Annotated in this window: 21 protein-coding genes; 6 read left to right on the top strand and 15 right to left on the bottom strand. The window is 52.6% G+C overall.

All coding sequences use genetic code 11. The features are described 5' to 3' along the window. Positions 1–114: 114 nt before the first annotated feature. Positions 115–1,236 carry a Fic family protein gene (locus D9A02_RS00560; RefSeq protein ID WP_120499047.1) on the top strand — a complete coding sequence of 374 codons (1,122 nt, stop codon included), beginning with the start codon at positions 115–117 and terminating at the stop codon, positions 1,234–1,236. A gap of 193 nt (positions 1,237–1,429) precedes the next feature. Here D9A02_RS00560 and D9A02_RS00555 read toward each other — a convergent pair whose 3' ends face one another. From D9A02_RS00555 to D9A02_RS00530, 6 genes are all read right to left on the bottom strand, one after another. Further along, positions 1,430–2,140 carry an IS6 family transposase gene (locus D9A02_RS00555; RefSeq protein ID WP_120499046.1) on the bottom strand — a complete coding sequence of 237 codons (711 nt, stop codon included), beginning with the start codon at positions 2,138–2,140 and terminating at the stop codon, positions 1,430–1,432. 423 nt (positions 2,141–2,563) lie between these two features. After that, positions 2,564–3,130, bottom strand: coding sequence for a cytochrome P460 family protein (locus D9A02_RS00550; RefSeq protein ID WP_120499045.1), 567 nt, complete (start codon positions 3,128–3,130; stop codon positions 2,564–2,566). A gap of 75 nt (positions 3,131–3,205) precedes the next feature. Continuing rightward, the gene (locus D9A02_RS00545) at positions 3,206–4,279 is read right to left on the bottom strand and encodes a DUF4331 family protein (protein ID WP_120499044.1); all 1,074 of its coding nucleotides are present in this window, start codon (positions 4,277–4,279) and stop codon (positions 3,206–3,208) included. 86 nt (positions 4,280–4,365) lie between these two features. Beyond that, complete coding sequence (gene msrB / locus D9A02_RS00540; RefSeq protein ID WP_120499043.1) at positions 4,366–4,704, bottom strand: peptide-methionine (R)-S-oxide reductase MsrB; 339 nt, start codon at positions 4,702–4,704, stop codon at positions 4,366–4,368. Positions 4,705–5,069: 365 nt separating this feature from the next. Next, positions 5,070–5,963, bottom strand: a complete 894-nt coding sequence (locus D9A02_RS00535; protein WP_120499042.1) for a LysR family transcriptional regulator — start codon at positions 5,961–5,963, stop codon at positions 5,070–5,072. Between the two features lie 303 nt (positions 5,964–6,266). Further along, the gene (locus tag D9A02_RS00530; RefSeq protein ID WP_162932910.1) at positions 6,267–6,470 is read right to left on the bottom strand and encodes a hypothetical protein; all 204 of its coding nucleotides are present in this window, start codon (positions 6,468–6,470) and stop codon (positions 6,267–6,269) included. 265 nt (positions 6,471–6,735) lie between these two features. Between D9A02_RS00530 and D9A02_RS00525 the strand changes: the two genes are divergently transcribed. After that, the gene (locus D9A02_RS00525; RefSeq protein ID WP_162932909.1) at positions 6,736–8,118 is read left to right on the top strand and encodes a HEPN domain-containing protein; all 1,383 of its coding nucleotides are present in this window, start codon (positions 6,736–6,738) and stop codon (positions 8,116–8,118) included. A gap of 349 nt (positions 8,119–8,467) precedes the next feature. On the opposite strand, the gene D9A02_RS00520 is transcribed toward D9A02_RS00525, so the two are convergent. Then, on the bottom strand, positions 8,468–10,021 hold the full coding sequence (locus D9A02_RS00520; protein ID WP_254054494.1) for a Hint domain-containing protein: 1,554 nt from the start codon (positions 10,019–10,021) through the stop codon (positions 8,468–8,470). A gap of 462 nt (positions 10,022–10,483) precedes the next feature. Here D9A02_RS00520 and htpG point away from each other — a divergent pair, with 462 nt between their 5' ends. Next, on the top strand, positions 10,484–12,340 hold the full coding sequence (gene htpG, locus D9A02_RS00515; protein WP_120499131.1) for a molecular chaperone HtpG: 1,857 nt from the start codon (positions 10,484–10,486) through the stop codon (positions 12,338–12,340). Between the two features lie 144 nt (positions 12,341–12,484). Here htpG and D9A02_RS00510 read toward each other — a convergent pair whose 3' ends face one another. Continuing rightward, positions 12,485–13,072, bottom strand: coding sequence for a hypothetical protein (locus tag D9A02_RS00510; RefSeq protein WP_120499039.1), 588 nt, complete (start codon positions 13,070–13,072; stop codon positions 12,485–12,487). 10 nt (positions 13,073–13,082) lie between these two features. Further along, complete coding sequence (locus tag D9A02_RS00505) at positions 13,083–14,363, bottom strand: plasmid recombination protein (RefSeq protein WP_120499038.1); 1,281 nt, start codon at positions 14,361–14,363, stop codon at positions 13,083–13,085. Positions 14,364–14,588: 225 nt separating this feature from the next. On the opposite strand from D9A02_RS00505, the gene D9A02_RS00500 reads away from it, so the two are divergent. Continuing rightward, positions 14,589–14,903: a hypothetical protein gene (locus tag D9A02_RS00500; RefSeq protein WP_120499037.1), complete on the top strand. Its 315-nt coding sequence runs from the start codon at positions 14,589–14,591 to the stop codon at positions 14,901–14,903. A 52-nt stretch (positions 14,904–14,955) separates the two neighbouring features. On the opposite strand, the gene D9A02_RS00495 is transcribed toward D9A02_RS00500, so the two are convergent. From D9A02_RS00495 to D9A02_RS00475, 5 genes are all read right to left on the bottom strand, one after another. Beyond that, positions 14,956–15,183, bottom strand: coding sequence for a hypothetical protein (locus D9A02_RS00495; RefSeq protein WP_120499036.1), 228 nt, complete (start codon positions 15,181–15,183; stop codon positions 14,956–14,958). 1 nt (position 15,184) lies between these two features. Beyond that, entirely contained in the window at positions 15,185–15,442 is a 258-nt protein-coding gene (locus tag D9A02_RS00490; RefSeq protein WP_120499035.1) for a hypothetical protein, read from the bottom strand. Position 15,443: 1 nt separating this feature from the next. Then, positions 15,444–16,010 (bottom strand): metallophosphoesterase, encoded by a 567-nt coding sequence (locus tag D9A02_RS00485; RefSeq protein WP_120499034.1) that lies wholly within the window; start codon positions 16,008–16,010, stop codon positions 15,444–15,446. A gap of 198 nt (positions 16,011–16,208) precedes the next feature. Then, complete coding sequence (locus D9A02_RS00480; protein ID WP_120499033.1) at positions 16,209–17,054, bottom strand: hypothetical protein; 846 nt, start codon at positions 17,052–17,054, stop codon at positions 16,209–16,211. Next, complete coding sequence (locus tag D9A02_RS00475) at positions 17,051–17,818, bottom strand: ParA family protein (RefSeq protein WP_162932908.1); 768 nt, start codon at positions 17,816–17,818, stop codon at positions 17,051–17,053. Before D9A02_RS00475 ends, D9A02_RS00480 begins: the two co-directional genes overlap by 4 nt. Before the next feature lie 81 nt (positions 17,819–17,899). Here D9A02_RS00475 and D9A02_RS00470 point away from each other — a divergent pair, with 81 nt between their 5' ends. Beyond that, a complete protein-coding gene (locus D9A02_RS00470) occupies positions 17,900–18,133 on the top strand; it encodes a helix-turn-helix domain-containing protein (protein ID WP_120499031.1) in 234 nt (77 codons plus the stop codon). 149 nt (positions 18,134–18,282) lie between these two features. On the opposite strand, the gene D9A02_RS00465 is transcribed toward D9A02_RS00470, so the two are convergent. Next, on the bottom strand, positions 18,283–19,857 hold the full coding sequence (locus D9A02_RS00465) for a calcium-binding protein (RefSeq protein ID WP_120499030.1): 1,575 nt from the start codon (positions 19,855–19,857) through the stop codon (positions 18,283–18,285). A 17-nt stretch (positions 19,858–19,874) separates the two neighbouring features. On the opposite strand from D9A02_RS00465, the gene D9A02_RS00460 reads away from it, so the two are divergent. Beyond that, the coding region (locus D9A02_RS00460) for a transposase (protein WP_162932907.1) at positions 19,875–20,184 on the top strand (310 nt) is incomplete at its 3' end.

Below are 20,184 nucleotides of genomic sequence, written 5' to 3'. Positions count from 1 at the left end.
CCTTCAGGCAGCGAAATCTACCGGATATTGCCATAGCGTAGCTGATCGATAGTATTGACCCCTATAGCTCAAATATGATTTACATATGAGCTATAGAAAGGGATTCTATCACTCATGAAATGGAACTGGAAATTACCAGATTGGCCGGACTTTCGGTACGACATGACGGAACTCGCGCCGCTGGAACAGCGGTTTTTGCTATCTTCGGGCGAAATCCTTGGTGCCGTGCACCATGTCAGCCCATCCGAGCGTGATCAATTACGCATCGACCTGCTGAGCGACGAGGCGATGAAAACCAGTGCCATAGAGGGCGAGATGCTGGATCGGTTGAGCGTCCAGTCTTCATTGCGCCGCCAGCTTGGCCTGACCCCCGATAGCTACCCGGCAAAGCCGCGGGAGCAGGGGGTCGCGGAGATGATGGTCGATGTCTATTCCACCTACTCTGAGCCACTTACACATGAGACACTGTTTCGGTGGCACGGCATGCTTCTGTCTCATGATCGCCAGCTTGAAACGATTGGCGCTTATCGGCGTCATGCAGATGCGATGCAGATCGTCTCTGGCCGCATTGACCGTCCAACGGTGCATTTCGAGGCACCCCCATCAGGGCAGATACCTGCCGAGATGGGGCGGTTTATGGAGTGGTTCAATAGGACGACACCCGGATCCGCCGGTCCGTTACCCGCCCTGACCCGGGCGGGTCTCAGTCATCTCTATTTCGAGAGCGCCCATCCCTTCGAGGATGGTAACGGCAGGCTAGGCAGGGCATTGGCAGAAAAGTCCCTGGCACAGAATCTCGGTCAACCCAGCCTCATCGCGCTCGCCTTCACTATCGAGCGTGAGCGGAGGGCGTATTATGACCAATTGGAGCAACATCAGAAAACACTTGATGTCACGGCATGGCTCGTTTGGTTTGCCGAAGTCGTGCTGACGGCACAGCAAGTAACCCTTGATCGCGTTGGGTTCTTCATCTCGAAGGCACATTTCTACGATCAGCATCGGGATAAATTCAACGACCGGCAAGCCAAGGCAATCGAACGGATGTTTAGGGAAGGACCTGACGGGTTCACGGGCGGACTCAGCGCGGAAAATTACCTTTCTATCACAAGAACCTCCCGGGCAACCGCGACACGAGACCTGCAAGACCTCGTTGACAAGGGAGCCCTCAATCGCACCGGTGAGCGCCGATACACGCGCTATTGGCTGAACGTGGGCAACAATAGGAAGTCTATTTAAGGCTTATGAGGCCTAGGAGCATCGTCAACTTGTTGACCTGTGGCCACAAATGCGTAGCCCACTCCGATGATTTGTACGATTTCCCCGTCCCGCCTCAAGGGTTACCGCTTCCCAACTTCTATCATTTCCTACGCGGTCTGGGGGGATTGTCAGGTTATTTTCAGCGGCAGCGAAATTTTCTATCCGTGTCGCTTCAAGGGTGCAGTTCTGTAGCATATTGATTCCAGTGGAGAAATGCAGTTGCTCGTTTCTGGCGATAGGTAGAGGCGGTCATCTTGTGGCGGCGTGGTCGGAACAAGTTCGCCGTTTCATCATGGGCTGTCAGAAACCTCTGCGCTTGACGGGCTGATTTGAAACGGCCCTGTATTTTTTCTCGTTTGCGCGTTGGCCTATGCGACCCCTCGATCCGATTGTTCAATCCTTTATGGGCTCGGTGATCCACGTCCAGTGCGAGCTTGCGAAAGGCGGCACCGTAGCTACGCAGCTTGTCTGTCACTATGATCCGAGGCTTCCCCCAGCGGGCTATCAATCTGGCGATGAACCGTTTTGCCGCGCGCGCATTTCGACGTGTTTGCACCAAGATATCGAGAACCTCACCATTGCTGTCCACGGCGCGCCATAGCCAGTGTTTCACACCGCGGATCATGATCACAACTTCATCCAGATGCCATTTGTCCGATGGCTGCTTGCGCGCCGTCCTGACGCGTTTCGCAATCTGAGCTCCTAATTTTCTGACCCATGCTCGGATCGTTTCATAACTCACAATGATACCTCGTTCAGCGAGCAGATCCTCGACGTCGCGCAGACTGAGCGCAAAACGATGATACGCCCAAACTGCGAAAGAAATGATCGAACGTGGGAAGCGGTGGCCTTTCAGGCGAAGTTGGGAAACTTGGCAGATCATCAGCAGGCGTTACGGACTATTGGGATTGTGGTCAATAACTTGACGATCCCGCTGAGGACTTGGACGGGAAGAGCGCAATCGTTGAGACTACGGTGGAAGCGTCCAACTTAGCTGATCCTGTCCGGCAAAAGTTGATCGTTCGGTTTCGTACAGAACAAAAGTCCACATTTAAAGCTGTCTCCGACATTATTCTCGAAGGTCTGCTATGACTGGCTGCGCTGCGGCATATCAGCTTTGCGCGGAATAGCAGCAATGGGCCGTTTACGTCGTAAGATTTTGCGTATTACGATGCAGATGCAGATGCAGATGCAGATGCAGCGCTGCTTCGGTGGTCGGCAGGAGCCCAAACTAACAACTGCTGCAATCTGTGTGAATGGCTGCCGTTTAATGCTTCACAGCCCCTGCATACACCCAGACATCGGGTCAGTTTTGCTTTCGCGTTAGTCCAATGTGATGGTCAGAGAATATGAACTGCTGTTCGCTGGCCAACGCCTCATGACACGCCGAACATTGCTCGCGAGGCAGAAGTTGTGATATGCTCTCATAGGGTTCAGGATGATGCCCAAAGTTGAAGTATCCCAGATAGCCTGTTTCTGCAGGGAACCGTTGTGCGTCTTTCACCAGCATGGCCAATCCGTTGTAATGGCTTTCGATCAAGACTTCGCCTTCACCAGCTTGCTCTATGGCAGTGAACTCTTTCACGATCTGCGTACCATTGGGCCAAGTTCCGGTGGCCATGTAAATGGCGAACGCCATAGGTTCGACGTAAGTATCGATGTACTCCCTCGTCTGTATCGGAAGATCGTCGATAATGTTGATTTCGCCGTGGGGAATTAAAGTTGTGCCAACATTTACCCAATGCCTGTGATTCAAAGGGCGGTTTACGGTTCCATCCGCATTGAAAGACACAGGTAACTTTATTGACTCTTCGGCCAATGATGCAGCACTAAAACAGGCCAGAATGGCTGCGCCAGCAACAATCCTTCTCATGATATTTCTCCGGCTTAGTTGATTAGCCCGGCCACGAAATTCAGCAGCCGGGATTTTGGATGAGCATAGCTTTAGTTAATTCGCTGGTAGGATGTATGGGAACTCAGAAGTGTAGCGGTGACTGTCATTGGCATTGTCGTCGACCGGTACACCCATCATGAGCTGCAACACGGTGTTCATCGCATCATCTTGGAGGGCGCGCCCATTCAGGTTCTCGACAGCGTAGCTGGCCTCTGAGCCCGTGCGATACGAAATCACGTCCGGCATGACCAAATCCGCTACTTTCTCCGCGTAATCTACGCCGTTGCCGACATCTGCTTTGGATGCAGAAACCGCCCAGAACACATTATTGACGATGGCTTGGCGTCGTTCTTCCACGTCAAGGTCTGGTCGATGTTGTTCGTGGTCTTCCTGAACCGCGGGCGTGTCAGACAGGAATACGTAGGGGAACAGAACGTTAGCGTGTCGATCAACTTGGCTCCACTCGCCTTTGTGCGGAACGGCCGTCGTTGTGAAAACCTTGATCTCGTCGCCCAGCATTGAGTTCGGTATATCAAGGACGATAAAGCTGGCGGTTGCACCCAGGAACAAATCTCCGTCTTCCTGAAAGATCTCTGGTGAAAACGTTCCGTCCTGCTTGGCGGCATTGAATTTGGCCAAACCGACACCATTGCCAAAAAACGGTTCTTCGCCGCGCCCGGCCCAAACTCGAATATCATCAGGCAGGGTCAACAGGTCGCCGACATCCCCTTGACCAAGAGCTTCACCCGTTTCACCAACCTCTGCATTGGGAGAGCCGATCTTGTGGGCCTCGATGTCGTCACCATCAAAAGTGAATGCAAATGTCATGCCGGTTTCAAAGCTATCATCCTTTGCAATATGGATATTATAAAGACCATCATTGCCGAATGTGACACCCGCAGGTGAGTCCACTGAACCGGGCGTGCTGGGGTTCGCAGAAGAAATAATGGTTGTGTAGCCGTCATTGCTGGATTGAAAGACATAAGTGTCGTTGAGGTCGTATTCCGGGTATTGCCCCTGCAATCCCGAAATAAAATGACCAGATGCCAGCGCCATTCCAGCGACGCTCACTGCCGCTAGGGACGCTGTTGTGAAGGTCGCGTATACAGACCCAATTTGATGTTTCATTGTGGTTCTCCCATATGAATTGTGTAGGTTTTGAAACTCGGCATGTCTCCGTGCCGTGTGAAAAACTCTGCGGGGCGATGTCGTCGCTACGGCAGGTCGGCAATTGGCACGAAGCGAAGCGCCGAAGACTTGATACAGTAGATCAACCCCGTAGGCTCCGGCCCATCTAGGAGCAGATACCCGATGTGCCGGTTTGTTGTCTTTGAACACAACTGGATGCGTATCAATCCATGCTCGCGCTCATTGATTTCCTTAATTATGTCAGCTGCAATCGTACCCAAGAAGCTTGGCCATCCAGTTCCGGCATCGCACTTTTCCTCGGAAGAGAACAAAGGCTCTCCGCTGGTGGCATCGACATAGATGCCGACATCCCAGTGATCCCAGAATTCGTTGTCGAACGCGGTTTCTACTCTATCCGCTGGCAACTGACTTGCTCCTGCATCCGAGTGCTTTGATTCACTTCAAGCCTGTGAAGGTTTCTCCGCCGCGGATCGTAAACTACAAAATAGACGGAACGTTCTGTTCCAGCCAATTTGTCTTGCCATTAGGGCAAGACGGTCGCATGTGCCGAAACTTTCGCAGGGGTTTCTACCGTTTTAGCCACTCCTTAGCAGATGTGTCTTATGATCCTCCTTGAGCCTGACCCAGACGCAAGCGCCTGTTGTTAAACAGATCGTATGCCACAGCTAATTCGAACGGAAATATCGAGTTGATCGACGACGATAGGCACCGCTTATGGTCGTGAGTTGATCTATAAACGGGTCTGGTACAGTAGATTGATACCTATTGGTCAATCGGCGGGCCGATACTCCGGCCATTCGTGCCCCTCAGCCAGTTGAGCAAGCGAATGCAAAGCGGGTGTTGGTGTCGATTGCCCTACAGTGGCAAAGGAGACCTTTCTCGACAGTGTGGGCTCGACAATTGGCCGGTGCTCCAGTTCAGGCCTTAGTAGTGAATAGCGGGGGATACAGCAGACACCCACGCCATCCCTGACCAACCCCTGTATCCAATCTTCTCGCTGACTTCTGAAAGCAACTTCAAGTTCAAGGTCCTGTTCTTTGTAAAATTCCAGAACTTCTTCGCGAAATTCACAGTGGAGCCGCTCAACATATTGCTGCTTTGCAATGTCACGTAAAGGTACTGCCTCAAGCTTTGAAAACGCATGATCGGACGGAAAGGCGATGACCATTGGTTCCTCGAACAGGTCAATATAATCCAGCTGAGGATGCGGTGGACCATGTCGGGCGCAGAATGCGCCATCCAAGGCTCCGGATAACAGTAAATCTGGTATGGAGGCGGGTGCAACGTCGTGCAGCAAAATAGAGACCATTGGATGACTGATGCGAAACTCATCCAGCATCGGAGCCAGCACACCAGGGCCAACTGTGCACATCAGTCCTATGTTCAATTCCGCGATTTCGCCTGCATTTACAGCCTTGGCAGTTGCCCGAACCATATGCCGGGTACGATCAATCTGTTCAAAATGAGCCCGCAACGACCTGCCAAGTTCGGTCAGTTCATTGTCGCGACCATCTCTGCAGATTAAATCTCCGCCTAGCTCCGTTTCCAACCGTTTAATTGCTTGTGTCAATGCCGGTTGAGAAACAAAGCACTGCTCGGCTGCCCGCGTGAAGTTCAGAGTGTCAGCGAGTGCCAGGAAATACCTTATCTGATTGAAGTCCACGGTATTCTAAATCTCCTGTTGCCCTTCAAATGTCACGCAGAAGCGATTTAAATGCAAGGCGTGTCCATTGAGGGCTGTTGCCGCAAAAGCATTCTTACGAAAGATTAAGCCGTCAATTTCTAAAGCCGTCATTGGCTCCGATGTCGTGAGCGACTGCTCCGTCCCGTAGAGTGTCAGTTCGAAGATAGCTGGATTTTGCACTCGCGGCGAATGTCTGCAATGCGGGTTGCGACCGCAGAATTAATGACACACGTTGAGTGACCGGTTTGGGCCGATCAGTGATTTTTGCTTGTGCTAATCAGATTAGACAGGGCTGCGGGGAGACGCAGCCCTGACATTTAGGATGAGGCAGGCGGAACCAGCCGCCATCACACTAACGCTCATCGACACGGTGATCTCAATAAATTGAGCGATGTATCGTTTATAGAAACGTATGTGCTTTGTTGCTTTGTTGTTCTCACAAGTCTCGGTCTTCTCTTCACGGACTTCTTTACTGCTTTTTTCCATCTTCATTCCTCCTTTAATTGATTCTCCAAGCAAGCTCAGAAAGGTTAAAAAATTTATGACGATGAGCAGTGTGACGACAGCAATTGGAATCGAACCCGCAACTCCTCCGAAGGTCAATCTTATTGATACGTTAAATAGAAGAATGACGGAAAACAAGCCGCGTGAGGATGACGAATTAGGATGAGCCGCAGCGCAGCATCGTGATCCTCGGTCAAGGTCGACTTTGGGCCGGGTCATCTCCACCATTTTCAGCTATACGAACCTGATGACATACTCTTTGGATACATGGTGCGACCGTTTGGGAACAGCACTGAGCCAACTCGCGAAGGTTCAAGTGCCTTTTCTTGAAGCATATTGGCAGGTGAACTCGCACCCCACGCGCGTGTCATTCAATGGAGTAGATGAAACACCTTTTCCAAAAGATGACGTGGCTGACCTCTATGATCTCGCGCGCTTGGCCTCACGATCCGCCGAAAGTAAGTATTACAAGCCTCTTCGCGAGGCCCTAGACCCGGTAAGGGGCATCCTGAGGTCGCACCCTTCACTCGCTAGGGCGCTTGGGAACCGTATCGGAAATGACGAGTTTCACGTCAGAATATTGAACGGGACATCGCTGACTTGGCTAACACAGATCGTGGCCGGTCTAATGGAATGCGCACATGATCACGGAGATCGTGGGTTTAGGAAAGCTGCGAATGAACTTGGAGCGATCCTTGAACTGAGTTCGACGACCTTAGATGTTGATGTCCCGAACGGTCTCGATGTGGGTTACGATCTACTGCTCTTCCATGGTCCGGAAATTCACAACGAATTTGAGATTCAGGAAGGTTTGATCGTTAAACCCGCGGCCATGCTCTCAGACTATCTGGAGCGCCATTGGATCCGGGATTTTGTGCCAAGAGAGATGGATCGACGTGATTGGCGGCAGATTGGCGCTGTGCTGCGACCGTTCCATTGGCGACCGGTGTTTCGGAATAAGGCTGACTATCGGGAGGAGCGGGCTAGCTGGCCACTGAGATTTGAGGATGACGCTCTCACGTTTCTTGAGATCTTATCCGTTGCCAACCAGACGCCGATCTTACCTTTCACTTTGATGCACGGATGTGTGCATCGATCCGCACATGGCTTGTTGGGTTTATCCCACTGTCAAGGCGGGTCCCAGCCGATCCGTCAAGTTGGACGTCGGCACGATCCTTTTCGAGAGCCTCCACAACTCCAGAACAGTTCGGTTGATTTGGCTAAACAAGCCTATAACAACCGGAGCGATGAGGAATTTGAACGCCTTGCGCCAGTCATTCATCGCCTTACAGAAGCTTTGGCTCGCTCGGGGCGTTTTGGTGCCAACGACCGAATTCTGGACATTTCGCAATCGTTGGAGTTGATGTTTAGGCCCAAAGGCGGTCGGATCAGCCAACAACTCCAAAATGGGATGGCAGAATTGCTGGGTGTCGATGAAGCACATAAGGACGACATACGAGCTGCAATCAAACAGTTCTATGACGTCCGCTCAGCGATCGTGCATGGCGCAACCGACGCAAGGCGCAAGCGCAATTTGGAGGACCGCCAAAGCGCATTTATCAGCGGCCTCAATCTGACCCAGCAGGCACTGTTCAAGATGCTTCTGAGTGATACCGGAAGCCGTGACTAATTGTGCGCGGTTACGATTGTCTGCGGGCCGTGAGTTCGCAAAAATCGCGATCGCGCACTTGCAGTGAATGGCGGCTAAGCGGGTTGCAGACGCAGCAACCCTTAGATTTAGCCAACGGCAGGTATGGGCCGTCAACGACAGCGGCTTGAGACCCCGTAGCCGAATTTTCTGCAACCGATCTAACGGCAGCAGCGAGCCCCATTCTAACCGATGCTGCGTGGTGCATGAATGACAGCTTCAGATGGGGCTACGTTCAAAAATCTGTCAAAACCAACCGGAGTTTTGCTGCATGGGTTTCGTTGCCTTGTGAATGAACTGACCTTGGCAAGGCGTTACAATCGGCGGTGCGTCAGGTTTTGGTAAACAACGGTTTACAGTTTCTTTGGTGGCGTGCCACGAGCTTTCTGATTTGTTTTCCGTTTTCGGGAATGAGGCGAGCTGGGGATGGAACGAAATCCGGCTCACAAATTTCCGGAAAAATCGCCTCAATTTCCGCGCGAGCTTTAGGGTTAAGCGCTTTCAACGCTTCAGGTCCTGTGAACAGGCTCTCCGAGGGCGCACCTTCGGCATAGATAACTTCGTGCCGGTCAAACAGCAGGTGGAAGTACTCCACGGCTTCGACGCCTTCATCGACAAAGATATCTGGCAAAGCAGTGAGTCTGATTGCAGGGATCAGGACTTCGTGGGTGGCGAACATACGTTCGGCAATTTTGGAACTAACCACCATCCGGTGTTGGCGCGAGACCAGAAGATCCCGTTCCGGCAAGCCATTGCCCAAAGCGCCGGCCACAATCCGTATCGGGCGGAGCTTCGGGTTTCGCGCCAATGCGTCAAGACTATACGCGCGCGACCCAATCCAACGGATCGTCTGAGGGCCATTGCCGCGTGTTAGGACAGCGTCGCCCACGGAAAGCTGTTCAATCAGCCGCGTGCCATCGGGCACAGTGATTTGTACCCCGCGGGTGAAGCAGGGGATAAGACCCTCTTCAAAGGCGACAATCCCAACCACTTCGGTGGTATGATTTGTCTCGGAATTAGCTGATTGTTCTTCATCAATATAGACGCTGACCGTGGTGCCGGTCTGGTTGGCAATCGAAACAACCGCTGTATCGCCGCCGTCAACTGTTTGGGTTTCGGCCAGCACAACGCCATTGGTGAACGTGTCACCCAGCCCAAGGGTGCTTGTATTGTGGGTCACCGTGTCGCCAGAAACGCTGGCGGTACCACTTGTCGTATCACCGCCCGCCTGAATCGCGATCCAGCCGATGGTTTCCGCGCCATGGACACCGTCCTCGTCTTCTTCTTCCTGAAGGGTCAGATCAAATCCAGTGGATGTTACATTCGACGGGTCACTGTCGACGGTGGTGCCGTCATTGTTCGACATCACAGATGTCAGAACCACTGGCGGATCAGTAAAGCCCGCACTGAACGTCTCGGCGCCACCGGTATTCTGACCGGTACTTCCGATTGTACTCGTCCCAGCTTCGATGATGCGCCCGTCGGGAAGCGTGTGCACGCCCTCTTCGATTGCAAGCCAGTTTATAGTTTCGATAGCCGGATGCGCGCCATCCAGATATTCCCATTCTTCAAGGGTAACGGTGAAGGACGTCGTGTTACCGTCAGAATCGAGTGTCTGATTGGTAAGCCGCAGGTTGAAACCGTCGCCGCCGTTTCCTGTCGCAGAGAAAGCAAAGACCGGATCGGTCAAAGGTTCCGTCAGGGTGATGGTAAAGGTCGGCGGATTGTCAAACGACCCGTCCGTTACAAAACTGCCTGATTCACCAATCGCCATTTCAATTTCGGGGCTTAAAGCCGTCCCGATCCTCAATATATGGGCAAACGCCAACTGCTCGCGGCATCCTGTCTGCGCTGCTGCATATCGAAACAGGGTCGCCGAAACCACCTTATACACCGAAAATAGCGCTTTTTGTGGCAAGTTTTTGGACTGTGAAAGTGATGCCCTTTGAGCCGAACTCTGTTCGACGGGTGACTCTACACGGCTCCTCCAATCTTGTCATGCGCAGTTGTGGCCGAGGATTTTCACAACAACGGCCATTGGTGCAACCGCAGCGAACGCTCAATTTGTCCCGCAGACTGTGAGTTCGATGATAGCTGGATTTTGCACTCGCGGCGAATGTCTGCAATGTGGGCTGCGACCGCAGAATTAAAGACACACATTGAGTGACCGGTTTGGGCCGTCTTTAAGCGAATACGGTTGGCTCTGGAGATTGCGATGCCAACACCTTGATTTGCGACGATGTCCGGTTGACGTCACCCATCCGTCAGGAGATATCTTATTCGAATAGTTGAAACAAACGCGACGAATTACCATTTGCGTCGCGATCAGAAATCGGAAGTACAAGCCATGACAGAGACCCTTAAGAAAGAAACCTTTTCCTTCCAGACGGAAGTGGGTCAGCTTTTGGAGATCGTCGCTGGCTCGCTTTATTCCAACCGCGAGGTGTTTCTGCGTGAACTGGTCTCTAACGCGTCGGATGCCTGCGACAAACTCCGCTATGCCGCGCTGACAGATGCATCGCTTGCGCCTGCCGAAGATTTTGTGATCTCGCTAGAGATAGACGCTAAGAAAAAGACGCTGTCGATCTCGGATAACGGTATCGGCATGAACCACGCCGATCTGCTGGCGACATTGGGCACCATCGCCAAGTCTGGCACCAGTGCTTTCATCGAGGCGCTCAAAGCTGACGACGACAAGCCCGGTTTGATCGGTCAGTTTGGCGTTGGCTTTTACTCGGCATTCATGGTTGCCGGCAATGTGGACGTCCTGACGCGCAAGGCGGGCGAGACTGAAGGCTGGCTTTGGTCATCTGATGGCAAGGGGGAGTTTTCAATCCAATCTGCCGAGCGTGCGAGGGCGGGTACCACTGTCACGTTGCACCTTAAGAAAGACGCCAAGGAATTCGCCGAAGAGGCACGCATCCGCCATATCATCAAGACTTACTCGGAACATATCAGCTTTCCTGTCAAACTGGGGGAAGAACCGCTGAACGCGGCAGAGGCACTCTGGACGCGGCCAGCCAAGGACATCACAGAGGAGCAATATGCCGAGTTTTATCGCCAGACGTCCCACGCGTTTGATGCGCCGTGGCATGTGTTGCACAATAAGGTCGAAGGCACACTGAACCATACCAGCCTCTTGTTTGTGCCCAGCACCCAGCCACTTGATCTGTTTGAACCTGAGCGCAAAAGCCACATTAAGCTTCACGTCAATCGGGTGTTTATCACAGAGACGACGACGGATCTAATCCCCGCTTACCTGCGCTTTTTACGCGGGGTGGTGGACAGTCAGGACCTGTCATTGAATGTCTCACGGGAAATGCTGCAGAGCGATCCGAAGCTTGCCAAGATCAAGACGCAGATCAGCAAGAAGGTGCTGAGCGAGTTGAAGAAAAATGCCAACAAGGCGCCGGAGGACTATGCTCAGTTCTGGGGTAATTTTGGTGCTGTGCTGAAAGAGGGTCTCGTCGAAGACGCCGCCCTGCGCGACCGTATCCTAGAGATTTGCCGCTTTGCATCCACAGTTGAAGGGGCGCTGACCAGTCTGGCCGACTACGTGACGCGCATGAAAGAAGGGCAAGAGGCGATCTTTTACATTGTAGGTGATGATGCTGCCAAACTGGCCCAGTCACCGCATCTGGAAGGGTTCAAAGCCAAAGGGGTTGAAGTGCTGCTGCTGTCTGACCACGTGGACGAATTCTGGTTGCAGCATATCACCGAGTTTGACGGTAGACCTTTCAAATCCATCACGCGCGGAGCGGCGGATCTGGATAATGTCACTGCAGATGACAAGGAAGAGGATCAAGCTGACGAAGCAGACCTGTCAGCGTTGATTGCTGGCATCAAGGCTGAACTAGGCGAGGCCGTCAAAGATGTTCGCCCGTCCAAGCGCTTGACCGACAGTCCCGTTTGCCTGATTGCTGATGACGGCGATATGGACGTTAGCCTTGAACGCCTACTCAAACGCCACGGTCAATTGCAGCACGGCGCGCCACGGGTGCTGGAATTGAACCCTGGCCATGCGTTAGTCACTAAGCTGGCAGAGCGCGCGCAGGGTGAGGGAGCGAGTGAAGATGGTTTGCTCAAAGATGCAGCGCATCTGCTGCTTGATCAGGCGCGGATTGTTGAAGGCGAAACGCCATCTGATCCGCCAGAATTTGCTCGACGCCTAGGAATGGTTATGGCGCGGGCTTTCGCCATATAGAGGCGACGCTGAGAATGTAACTATCCTTCGCACGTAGCATTTGCTGCCAAAGTGGCCAGCAAATGCTACGCTCCACACCAAGGTCTGCTTCGTAGAAGACGGCTTGATGAATTCTTCTAGCAACAAATGTCTCCTATGGGCCGTTTACTCATCGATATACCAGGCATTGCGTCCGAGGTTTTGTAGCCCATTCACGGACACGTGGCGTTTGAATTTATGCCCGGAGGGTAAGTGAAACACATACCGGCCGCTTTCAAAGGCAATGCGAGTTCCGATGCGTTTCGCGTCCGTGAGCAATGCTACTCTGGCCTCCAGTGCGGCAGCCTGGGATTTGAGTTCCGAGAGTTGATGTCGTTTCACAGAGACAAAACTGGCGCTCAAAAGCATGATCGCTAGGGCAGCGATACCGGCAATCGCGGCCGCAGCGATGTATAATTTCAGACGCGTTGGCAGCCCTGTATCGCTGAACGATTTTTCGATGGCGTCGATTTTGGAATTCAGCTGCTTGATATGGCGGGAGCTCTCGTTGAATGCGCCGCTCGTCTCTTCGAGATAATGCTGATGTATAGAATGCATCTGATGTTTTTGTTGCGCCAAATGTTGCTGCTTGATCTCTTCAAAATGGTTAAGCGCTTCTTGCGAATGCGTGTCCAACTGCTCACGATACGCTGCCAGCCGATCCTGTTCGAGTTTCGAAAGTGCCGCATCTTTGGATTTTCTAAGATCAACCATATTGCTCTTGTCACATTCTGAATTTGTTGCTGGTATTTGGAGGTGCCATTTTGGCGGCCTCTAAATCTGAGCGGGTGTCTTTTGCAACTGCCGTTTGTTCTTTCTGGCTCAATAGCCTGGTCAAATTGATCCACAACGTCCCGAGGCGATCCAATGCCGGCTCCACCCGCGACCAAATATTTACGACGTTCGGGTGCTGCTCCTTAAAGTCCTCTGGTAAAATCCATTTTTTAGATTGTTGATCTTTGTGGATGTGGCCAGCAATAATTCCGTTGAAGATATCGGCCATCAGCACAAAGGCGTCCCAAATAGCTTTGGTGGTTTTGCGCTCTCTGGCTTCGGCGTCTTTTTCACGCGTATTCAGCGTTTGCCTTTCTTGATCGAGTTCGCGTGTGCGTTCCGCAAGGCGCTGTTCCAGATCTGCCAGCTCGGCCTCTCGTTGGTTGAGTAGGTCTTCGCGTCGGGCCAGTTCTTCACTGATCTCTTTTTCCTGCCGACTGAGTTCGGCCTGATTTTCCTTGGCCTCCTCAACCCGGGCTTCGGCATATTCGCGCGCGCTGCGTGGATCCGCAGGCATCCCGGGGTCAAAACTTTCAAGCGAATACTCCAACCCAAGAGGCGCCATGGCACGGGCATAAGACTCGCGCAAAAGTTTGAAGCTGTTGTAGCGGCCAAAGACTTTGTTGCGCGATCGGCTTAGTGTTTTGACCCCGGGATGAGAAAGGGCCTCTTCAACACGAGTGGTAAACTTCTCATCGCTTTCGCCAGCTTTTTTACGATCAGGTTTCCGGGGTTTCTTGAGGTAAGTCGGAACCACCGCCAGATGCATGTGTGGGGTGGTTTCATCAAGGTTGCTGATAAGGGAGACGGCATCTTCGGCAAATGTCTCCTTCACCCAGGCAATGGTCTTTTCCTCCCATGTCTTCAATCGATCCGGATCTTCATTTCCTGGGTCTTCACCATCTGGCCGGAAGTATTCGGGTGACGCGGACAAAATGATCGTCACAAAAGGATCAGGAGAGGCGTTTTTTGCCTCAGACACAACAATGGTATTGAGGTAATTTTCGACATCTAGGTCGATGTCCATGCCGGTGCCAATGATGACCTGATTCAAATGTGAACGTGTCGGGTCAACAGCGGACCAACCGTCAGGTGTGCGGATCAGCTGATGCTTACTTGCACCGCGAATTTCTGCGCGTGTTGCGGTTTCAAAATTGGTGACAATTGAACCTGTACCTGCTATCTTTCTGGCAGCTCTTGGTTGTCTTTGTTTGCGCTTTTTGCGAGCCATCAGATTTAGAACTCTGTTATCGGAGTTTTATTGCCCATAATGAAACTCCACATACGCTGGAGTGTCAACTGGGATCAGGGGGAACAGCTACGCAGCCTCCCCCCGACACCCCCATCATCCGCGGCCGCGCGATGGTCAGGGCAAGCCCCGACACCCCTGAATGTGAGCAGAAAAACACGAGCATTGATTGCTGAACTATAGGTAACAAGAACAGGAGTAACGGATATGAAAGACCTTCTGAAATCACTCGCCAACAGGAAAGTCAAATCCTACAATGAACTGCCGCGTTGGCAGCTGAACCTCATAGTTATACTTTGTTTTCCGATTATGGTATGCTGTGGGCTTTTCGTTCCGATTGCGATTGAAGCCATGGGTATTGTAAATCAATACCCACCTCAGGATGTCGCAGATTATGGAGTTCTTTTTGCCCTCATAGCTGTGTTCCTCGGCGTTGGTTTGGTCGCTTTGCCATTCGCAACAATCAGTGCTGCAGCATTTGGAGTTCTTGTTCAGCGTGTCATATCAGGTGATGATCACTGATAGCCTGTCTTGCGCGAAGCGTTACCACGTATACCGATGCAGCAAGTACGCTCTACTTGCGCACCAGATCTGGACAGCGCACGGCATCAAACCACTGCTTGCCATCTTTTTCGCTGGGCCAGGAATTGCCGTAGACCTTTGGTGCAGGCGGGTCGTTGCGCTGCAAATCAATGGTTTTCAATTGCCGACGTGCGCGACGGTGCTCGGCTTTCGTGCAGACCTTGTCGCTGGCGGCAGTGGTCATCCCATAGATGGGTGTTTTGCGATCGGAGCGGGACATCCTAAATCTCCCAATCAAATTCGGCGGCTTCATTGGGCAGGGGCATGTTGCGATGACGACCGGTGAGGATGAATAGCTGACAGAAGGTGATCCAATCACGAGCGGGCACGTAGATGTCGCCCGTTTCGGGATCCTTCAGCCTTTCTGTTTCAACCGCGCCTTCATACCAGAATGCATAGAAGGGCAGGCTGCGGATATCGCTCTCGCGCACACCTTTACCCTCGATAATATCAACACCGAAATATGTAGGTTGTGCCATGTCAGAACTCCCTCACATTATGCTCGACATCCTGCCAGTGCTTGTTCTGGGGCAGCGATTTGGCACGGCGCGCGAGATCTTCGAACCGCACGGGCATGTAGTCCCAGACATCAACGCCCGCATTGACGCTGTTGCTGGAGCCCTTCCAGTTCTTGTGCACATGGCCGAATATCTGGAGCGCGCCGCGTCGGGCGCGGTTCCAGGTGATCATGGGATAGTGGCATAGGGGGTGCATCTGGTTGTCAGGGCCATCTTTGACCTCAGCCAAATACGAGATGCTGTCCCAGGGCAGGGCCAGCGTCGGCTCAAGATCGTGGTTGCCGACAATGAGGTGCTTCTCCGCGCCCGGCAGCTTGGCAAACAGTTTGGTGAGCCATTCGCGGTCCTTTGCTTTCTGTCCGAAGGCGAAGTCGCCAACGATCCACAGAGCATCCTTGGGGCCGACCTTTGCCCAAAGGTTTTGCATCAGAACCGCATCCATATGGTTCGCCGAGCGGAACGGTCGGTCACAGAACTTGATGATGTTCTCGTGCCCGAAATGGGGGTCTGCTGTATACCAATTGGTCATGTCTTTAACTCCGTCATGCCGGTCCGTTATGTCTGGTGGTGGCGGCGTCAGAGACAGTGCAGGGATGGGGGATCATCGCGTGGCAAACAGCTCGAAGCCGCCCGCCATTCTGCGGGCGCTAAAATAGGGTGATATGTGCGCGTACTGTGATCATGTGGCGTTCATAGCGGCTTGGAGCCCGCCTGGCTATCCGAGAACTCACAGATCCATGTCCGAGGCTTCGACCTCCTCGTCGGTCAGCGCGCCCACAATTTGGCGATCCAGTTCTTCGGTGTGCATCCGACCAAGCTCATAGTCCTCCAAAGAAAAGTTGATAGAGGTTATGCCCGGCTCACCACGATAGCTGACTTTGAAGGTGGCGACGCAACCCGGTTTGATCAGCTTGTCGCGCGGGTGCTCAAAGCGATATTCAACATTGTTGCGGTAATGTTGGGCAGGACCACACAGCTCATATTCAGAAATGAGTTTGCCGCCAGAACTGGTCGTTTCCTCACGTCTAATTGGTCCAAGCGCATCGAGGTCAGGAATGAACCCGTCCATGCTCCAGGCATAGGTCAGCACCATGTCGCGCCCATTGATCTCAACGCGGGAGGGCGGCCCATAGGTCTCCTCAATCTGTGCTTTCAGTTCCAGCGGTTCGGGCAGATCATCACTCGGCTGGCGAATGCTGCGATAGATCGCCATCGGGCGTTGCTCCATCACAACCGAGGACAAGCGGGCTGTCACCTGATCCTGCGCTGCCCCGGCAAGACGACCATCGATGCCAACATCGCCGATCCGGGAGAACAATTGATAGGTGAACTCAAACATCGCGCCGTCTGGAGATTGTATCCGCAGAACTTCGCTCTCGCTTGTTGGGGCAGCGTCGCTGCGTTCGGCGTAGACGACAAGTACATCATCCAACGGATCGCCGGGTTGCATACCGAGGATCTCATAGGGATATGGCCGCTCTGCAGGTGCGGACATAGTGGCCAGAGTATCTTCCGCGAAACCAACTGAGGCAAACGAAAGGGAAAACCCAAGTGCAAATGAAAAACGGGTCATGCAACTGACTTTCTTATGTACGAATAGGGGGAGGTATCGCCTTCAAAGGCTTCTAGGCGCAAGCCTTGCAGAGCCCACTGAAGCTCGATGGTCAGCGCAAGCACTTCAGACCAAGCTGCCCGCGCTTCGCGATAGCGGGCATATCCGGGCTGGCCAGGCTTGCAGACCAACATGGAGGTGAAATGTGCGACATCGCCATGCAGGATTTGATCTGCCAAGGCCTCTGAACCGGGGAGTTCTGATTGGAAGACGGGAAGTGTCCCAAAAGCCGCGCGGATCTCAGCAGCTTCTGCTTCACCGTGACGATGGCCGGTGATCAGGCCAAATATGTGTTCGGGGCAGTCGAACTGTTCACTGATGCTCTGCGATGAGAAACGCGCTTCCAGCGGCCCTGTGGCGGGCACGACAATCAGATCGGCCTTGGCAAGTGCCACCATCCGGGCGTTTTCTGGATAGACCTGTGTATCGATCAAAACAATATCAATGCCGCGCGTCGAGGCACCGGCCAGGGCATCTTCCACGCGTTCGTCTGTCGGACATTCAACAAATTCTAGTTGAGGCGGCCGTAACCGGCAGGCCTCCATTGCCGCCAGCCATGTCTGTAATGTGGAAGGGTCTTGGCATTTAGGGCTCCTGTAGGCCTGGCTGGTGCAATCCATCACCATCACACACTTGCCCAAAGCCAGAAATCCCGACGCCAACGCCATTACTGCCGTCGTCCGCCCGGATCCGCCTTTGGATGCGTGAATGGTGATGGTGTGCACTAGATACTCTTTCACTGACTATAGTATATATATGACTATAGTCATTAGACGAAACGGTCAAGCTCTCCAATAAGTTTATAAATGGAGCGCAAGAACACCCAACTAATAAAAGCATTTGCCACCGTCTTGAAGGAAAGACGGAGGGCGGCTGGTTTATCGCAAGAAGAACTGGCGTTCAGGACTGAGTTGTCGATGAGTTACATTTCATTGCTTGAAACTCAAAATAGGCAACCAACACTTACTGTGCTGGCAGCGATATGCCAGCAATTGGGTGTATCCATCGCAGATTTTATGGCGGAAATTGAAAGCCTATAATGCTTATTATGTTAAATAAGTAATTGGCACTGACCTAAATTTCCCTGAATGGCCACCCACGCTCAAAGGCTTAAGATCAGTCAATCTTCTACATGTTGCGTGCCGCACGCCATTAATAGTCGCGCAGCACGCTTGTTTTAAATCACCGCTTAAGCCAGCAGCTCATCCGTTGCCGTAATAAAGTCAGCCTGGTTCAGAACCGTTCCATCTTCAAACACAAACTGATCCACCGCATAGAGGTTGGCATAGTTGTCACCAGAGTAGGCGCTGATCACCGTTAAAGATCCGTCCTGACCAATCTGACTGATGACCAGGTCATCAACACCATCAGCGTTTACGTCCAAACGTTGTGAGGTCAGGTCATCGACACCAATCCCGTCTTTGAACACGATGGTATCCACCTCACCTGAGTTGTCGGAAACCGAGACGATTTGATCATCACCCTGGTTGCTTTGGAAGCTAAAGGTATCACTTTCACCCGAGCCGTTGAACACATCGTCGCCGTCTGTCCCAAGCACCTGTGCCAGGAACTCCTGTCGGTTCAGCGTTGTGCCGTCCGAGAACTCATAGGCTTCGATTTGATGGATCTCAGCATATCGGCTGTCATCGGCATCTTTAACAATCGTGATTGAACCGCCGAGTGTCTTATGGCTGATCTTCAGATCAGCGCCGACGTATTCAGCGTAGATGTCGTTGGCCGTAATTCCATCACCAAACTTGATCCGATCCGTCTCTTCATAGTTGTTGGAATACGAGTCGATCCGATCATCGCCTTCCCCACCCCGGAAACTGAAGGTGTCATTCTCACCCGAGGCATTGAACACATCGTCGCCGTCTGTCCCAAGCACTTGTGCCAGGAACTCCTGACGGTTCAGCGTTGTGCCGTCCGAGAACTCATAGGCTTCGATTTGATGGATCTCAGCATAACGACTGTCATCGGCATCGTTGATCACTGTAAGTGAGCCATCCTCTGTTTCATGGCTAATACGTAGGTCAGTGCCGACATATTCCGCAAAGATATCATCCACTGTAATGCCATCGCCAAAAATAATGCGATCGACCTCACCGGAATTGTTAGTTGACGAACTGATACTATCGTTACCGTGCCCGGCCTCAAACGTGAACGTATCGCTCGCACCTGTGCCCTCAAACAGGTCATCTGTGGGTGGCGGAGCATCTGTTACCGGGTTTTCCGCTTCAAACTTCGCCTGAATGCCAGCCGCATCCAAGATGGTACCATCGGCAAACAGAATGCTTTCGATACCCTCAGAACTTTCCTCGAAATACTCAGTGATCGTGATTGTCTCCAGTGTCAGAAGAACCGTCACTACAAGGGCATTCTGTGCACTTCTCGAGAACCCAACATCACCGGCATTTAGATCCGTCAGATGCAACCTGTCCGTACCGCCGCCGATACCTGCATCATTGATGACATCGTTGCCGTTGCCCTGTGCGTAGATGTAGGTATCGTTGCCTGCACCGCCAGACAGCGTGTCGTCACCTGCGCCGCCAGCCAATACGTTATCAACATTGGAGCCAGTGATGTCATTGTCGCCAGAGCCTGCAATGACATTCTCGATGTTCAGAACCTGTTCTATAGTGCCGCTTTCCGAAGTCACCAGAGATTGTGAGAGGTCAATGGAAACGTTGTTACCTGAATGCGTGAAGTCGAGCGTATCAACACCATCACCGGCATCGTCAACTTGTTGACCTGTGGCCGACACATACGTAGCCCACTCCGATGATTTGTACGATCTCCCCATCCCGCCTGAAGGGTCACCGCTTCCCAACTTCTATCATTTCCTACGCGGTCTGGGCCTACCATCGCTTTGCTCTCAGCTTGCAGGATGTTGAGGATCTGCTCGCTGAACGAGGTATTACCGTCAGCTACGAAACGATCCGCGCGTGGGTTAAAAAACTCGGTCCTGGAATCGCGAAACGGATCCGCGCAAGCCGCAATCGGTCCAGCGATAAATGGCATCTCGACGAAGTAKTCATCATGATCCGGGGTGTGAAAGACTGGCGTTGGCGTGCAGTGGACAGCAACGGTC

This window comes from Roseovarius sp. EL26, from assembly GCF_900327775.1.
GTDB lineage: Bacteria > Pseudomonadota > Alphaproteobacteria > Rhodobacterales > Rhodobacteraceae > Roseovarius.
The sequence above is the reverse complement of the archived record's forward strand: the minus strand, read 5'-3'. Positions and strand labels throughout refer to the sequence as shown.

Bases quoted from the DNA above. Each gene is read 5' to 3' on its own strand.
- D9A02_RS00525 (WP_162932909.1), top strand. From the start codon at position 6,736: ATGACATACTCTTTGGATACATGGTGCGACCGTTTGGGAACAGCACTG.
- D9A02_RS00480 (WP_120499033.1), bottom strand. From the start codon at position 17,054: ATGACCCGTTTTTCATTTGCACTTGGGTTTTCCCTTTCGTTTGCCTCA.
- D9A02_RS00555 (WP_120499046.1), bottom strand. From the start codon at position 2,140: ATGATCTGCCAAGTTTCCCAACTTCGCCTGAAAGGCCACCGCTTCCCA.
- D9A02_RS00470 (WP_120499031.1), top strand. From the start codon at position 17,900: ATGGAGCGCAAGAACACCCAACTAATAAAAGCATTTGCCACCGTCTTG.
- D9A02_RS00500 (WP_120499037.1), top strand. From the start codon at position 14,589: ATGAAAGACCTTCTGAAATCACTCGCCAACAGGAAAGTCAAATCCTAC.
- D9A02_RS00495 (WP_120499036.1), bottom strand. From the start codon at position 15,183: ATGTCCCGCTCCGATCGCAAAACACCCATCTATGGGATGACCACTGCC.
- htpG (WP_120499131.1), top strand. From the start codon at position 10,484: ATGACAGAGACCCTTAAGAAAGAAACCTTTTCCTTCCAGACGGAAGTG.
- D9A02_RS00490 (WP_120499035.1), bottom strand. From the start codon at position 15,442: ATGGCACAACCTACATATTTCGGTGTTGATATTATCGAGGGTAAAGGT.
- D9A02_RS00550 (WP_120499045.1), bottom strand. From the start codon at position 3,130: ATGAGAAGGATTGTTGCTGGCGCAGCCATTCTGGCCTGTTTTAGTGCT.
- D9A02_RS00530 (WP_162932910.1), bottom strand. From the start codon at position 6,470: ATGGAAAAAAGCAGTAAAGAAGTCCGTGAAGAGAAGACCGAGACTTGT.
- D9A02_RS00485 (WP_120499034.1), bottom strand. From the start codon at position 16,010: ATGACCAATTGGTATACAGCAGACCCCCATTTCGGGCACGAGAACATC.
- D9A02_RS00545 (WP_120499044.1), bottom strand. From the start codon at position 4,279: ATGAAACATCAAATTGGGTCTGTATACGCGACCTTCACAACAGCGTCC.
- D9A02_RS00510 (WP_120499039.1), bottom strand. From the start codon at position 13,072: ATGGTTGATCTTAGAAAATCCAAAGATGCGGCACTTTCGAAACTCGAA.
- D9A02_RS00560 (WP_120499047.1), top strand. From the start codon at position 115: ATGAAATGGAACTGGAAATTACCAGATTGGCCGGACTTTCGGTACGAC.
- D9A02_RS00505 (WP_120499038.1), bottom strand. From the start codon at position 14,363: ATGGCTCGCAAAAAGCGCAAACAAAGACAACCAAGAGCTGCCAGAAAG.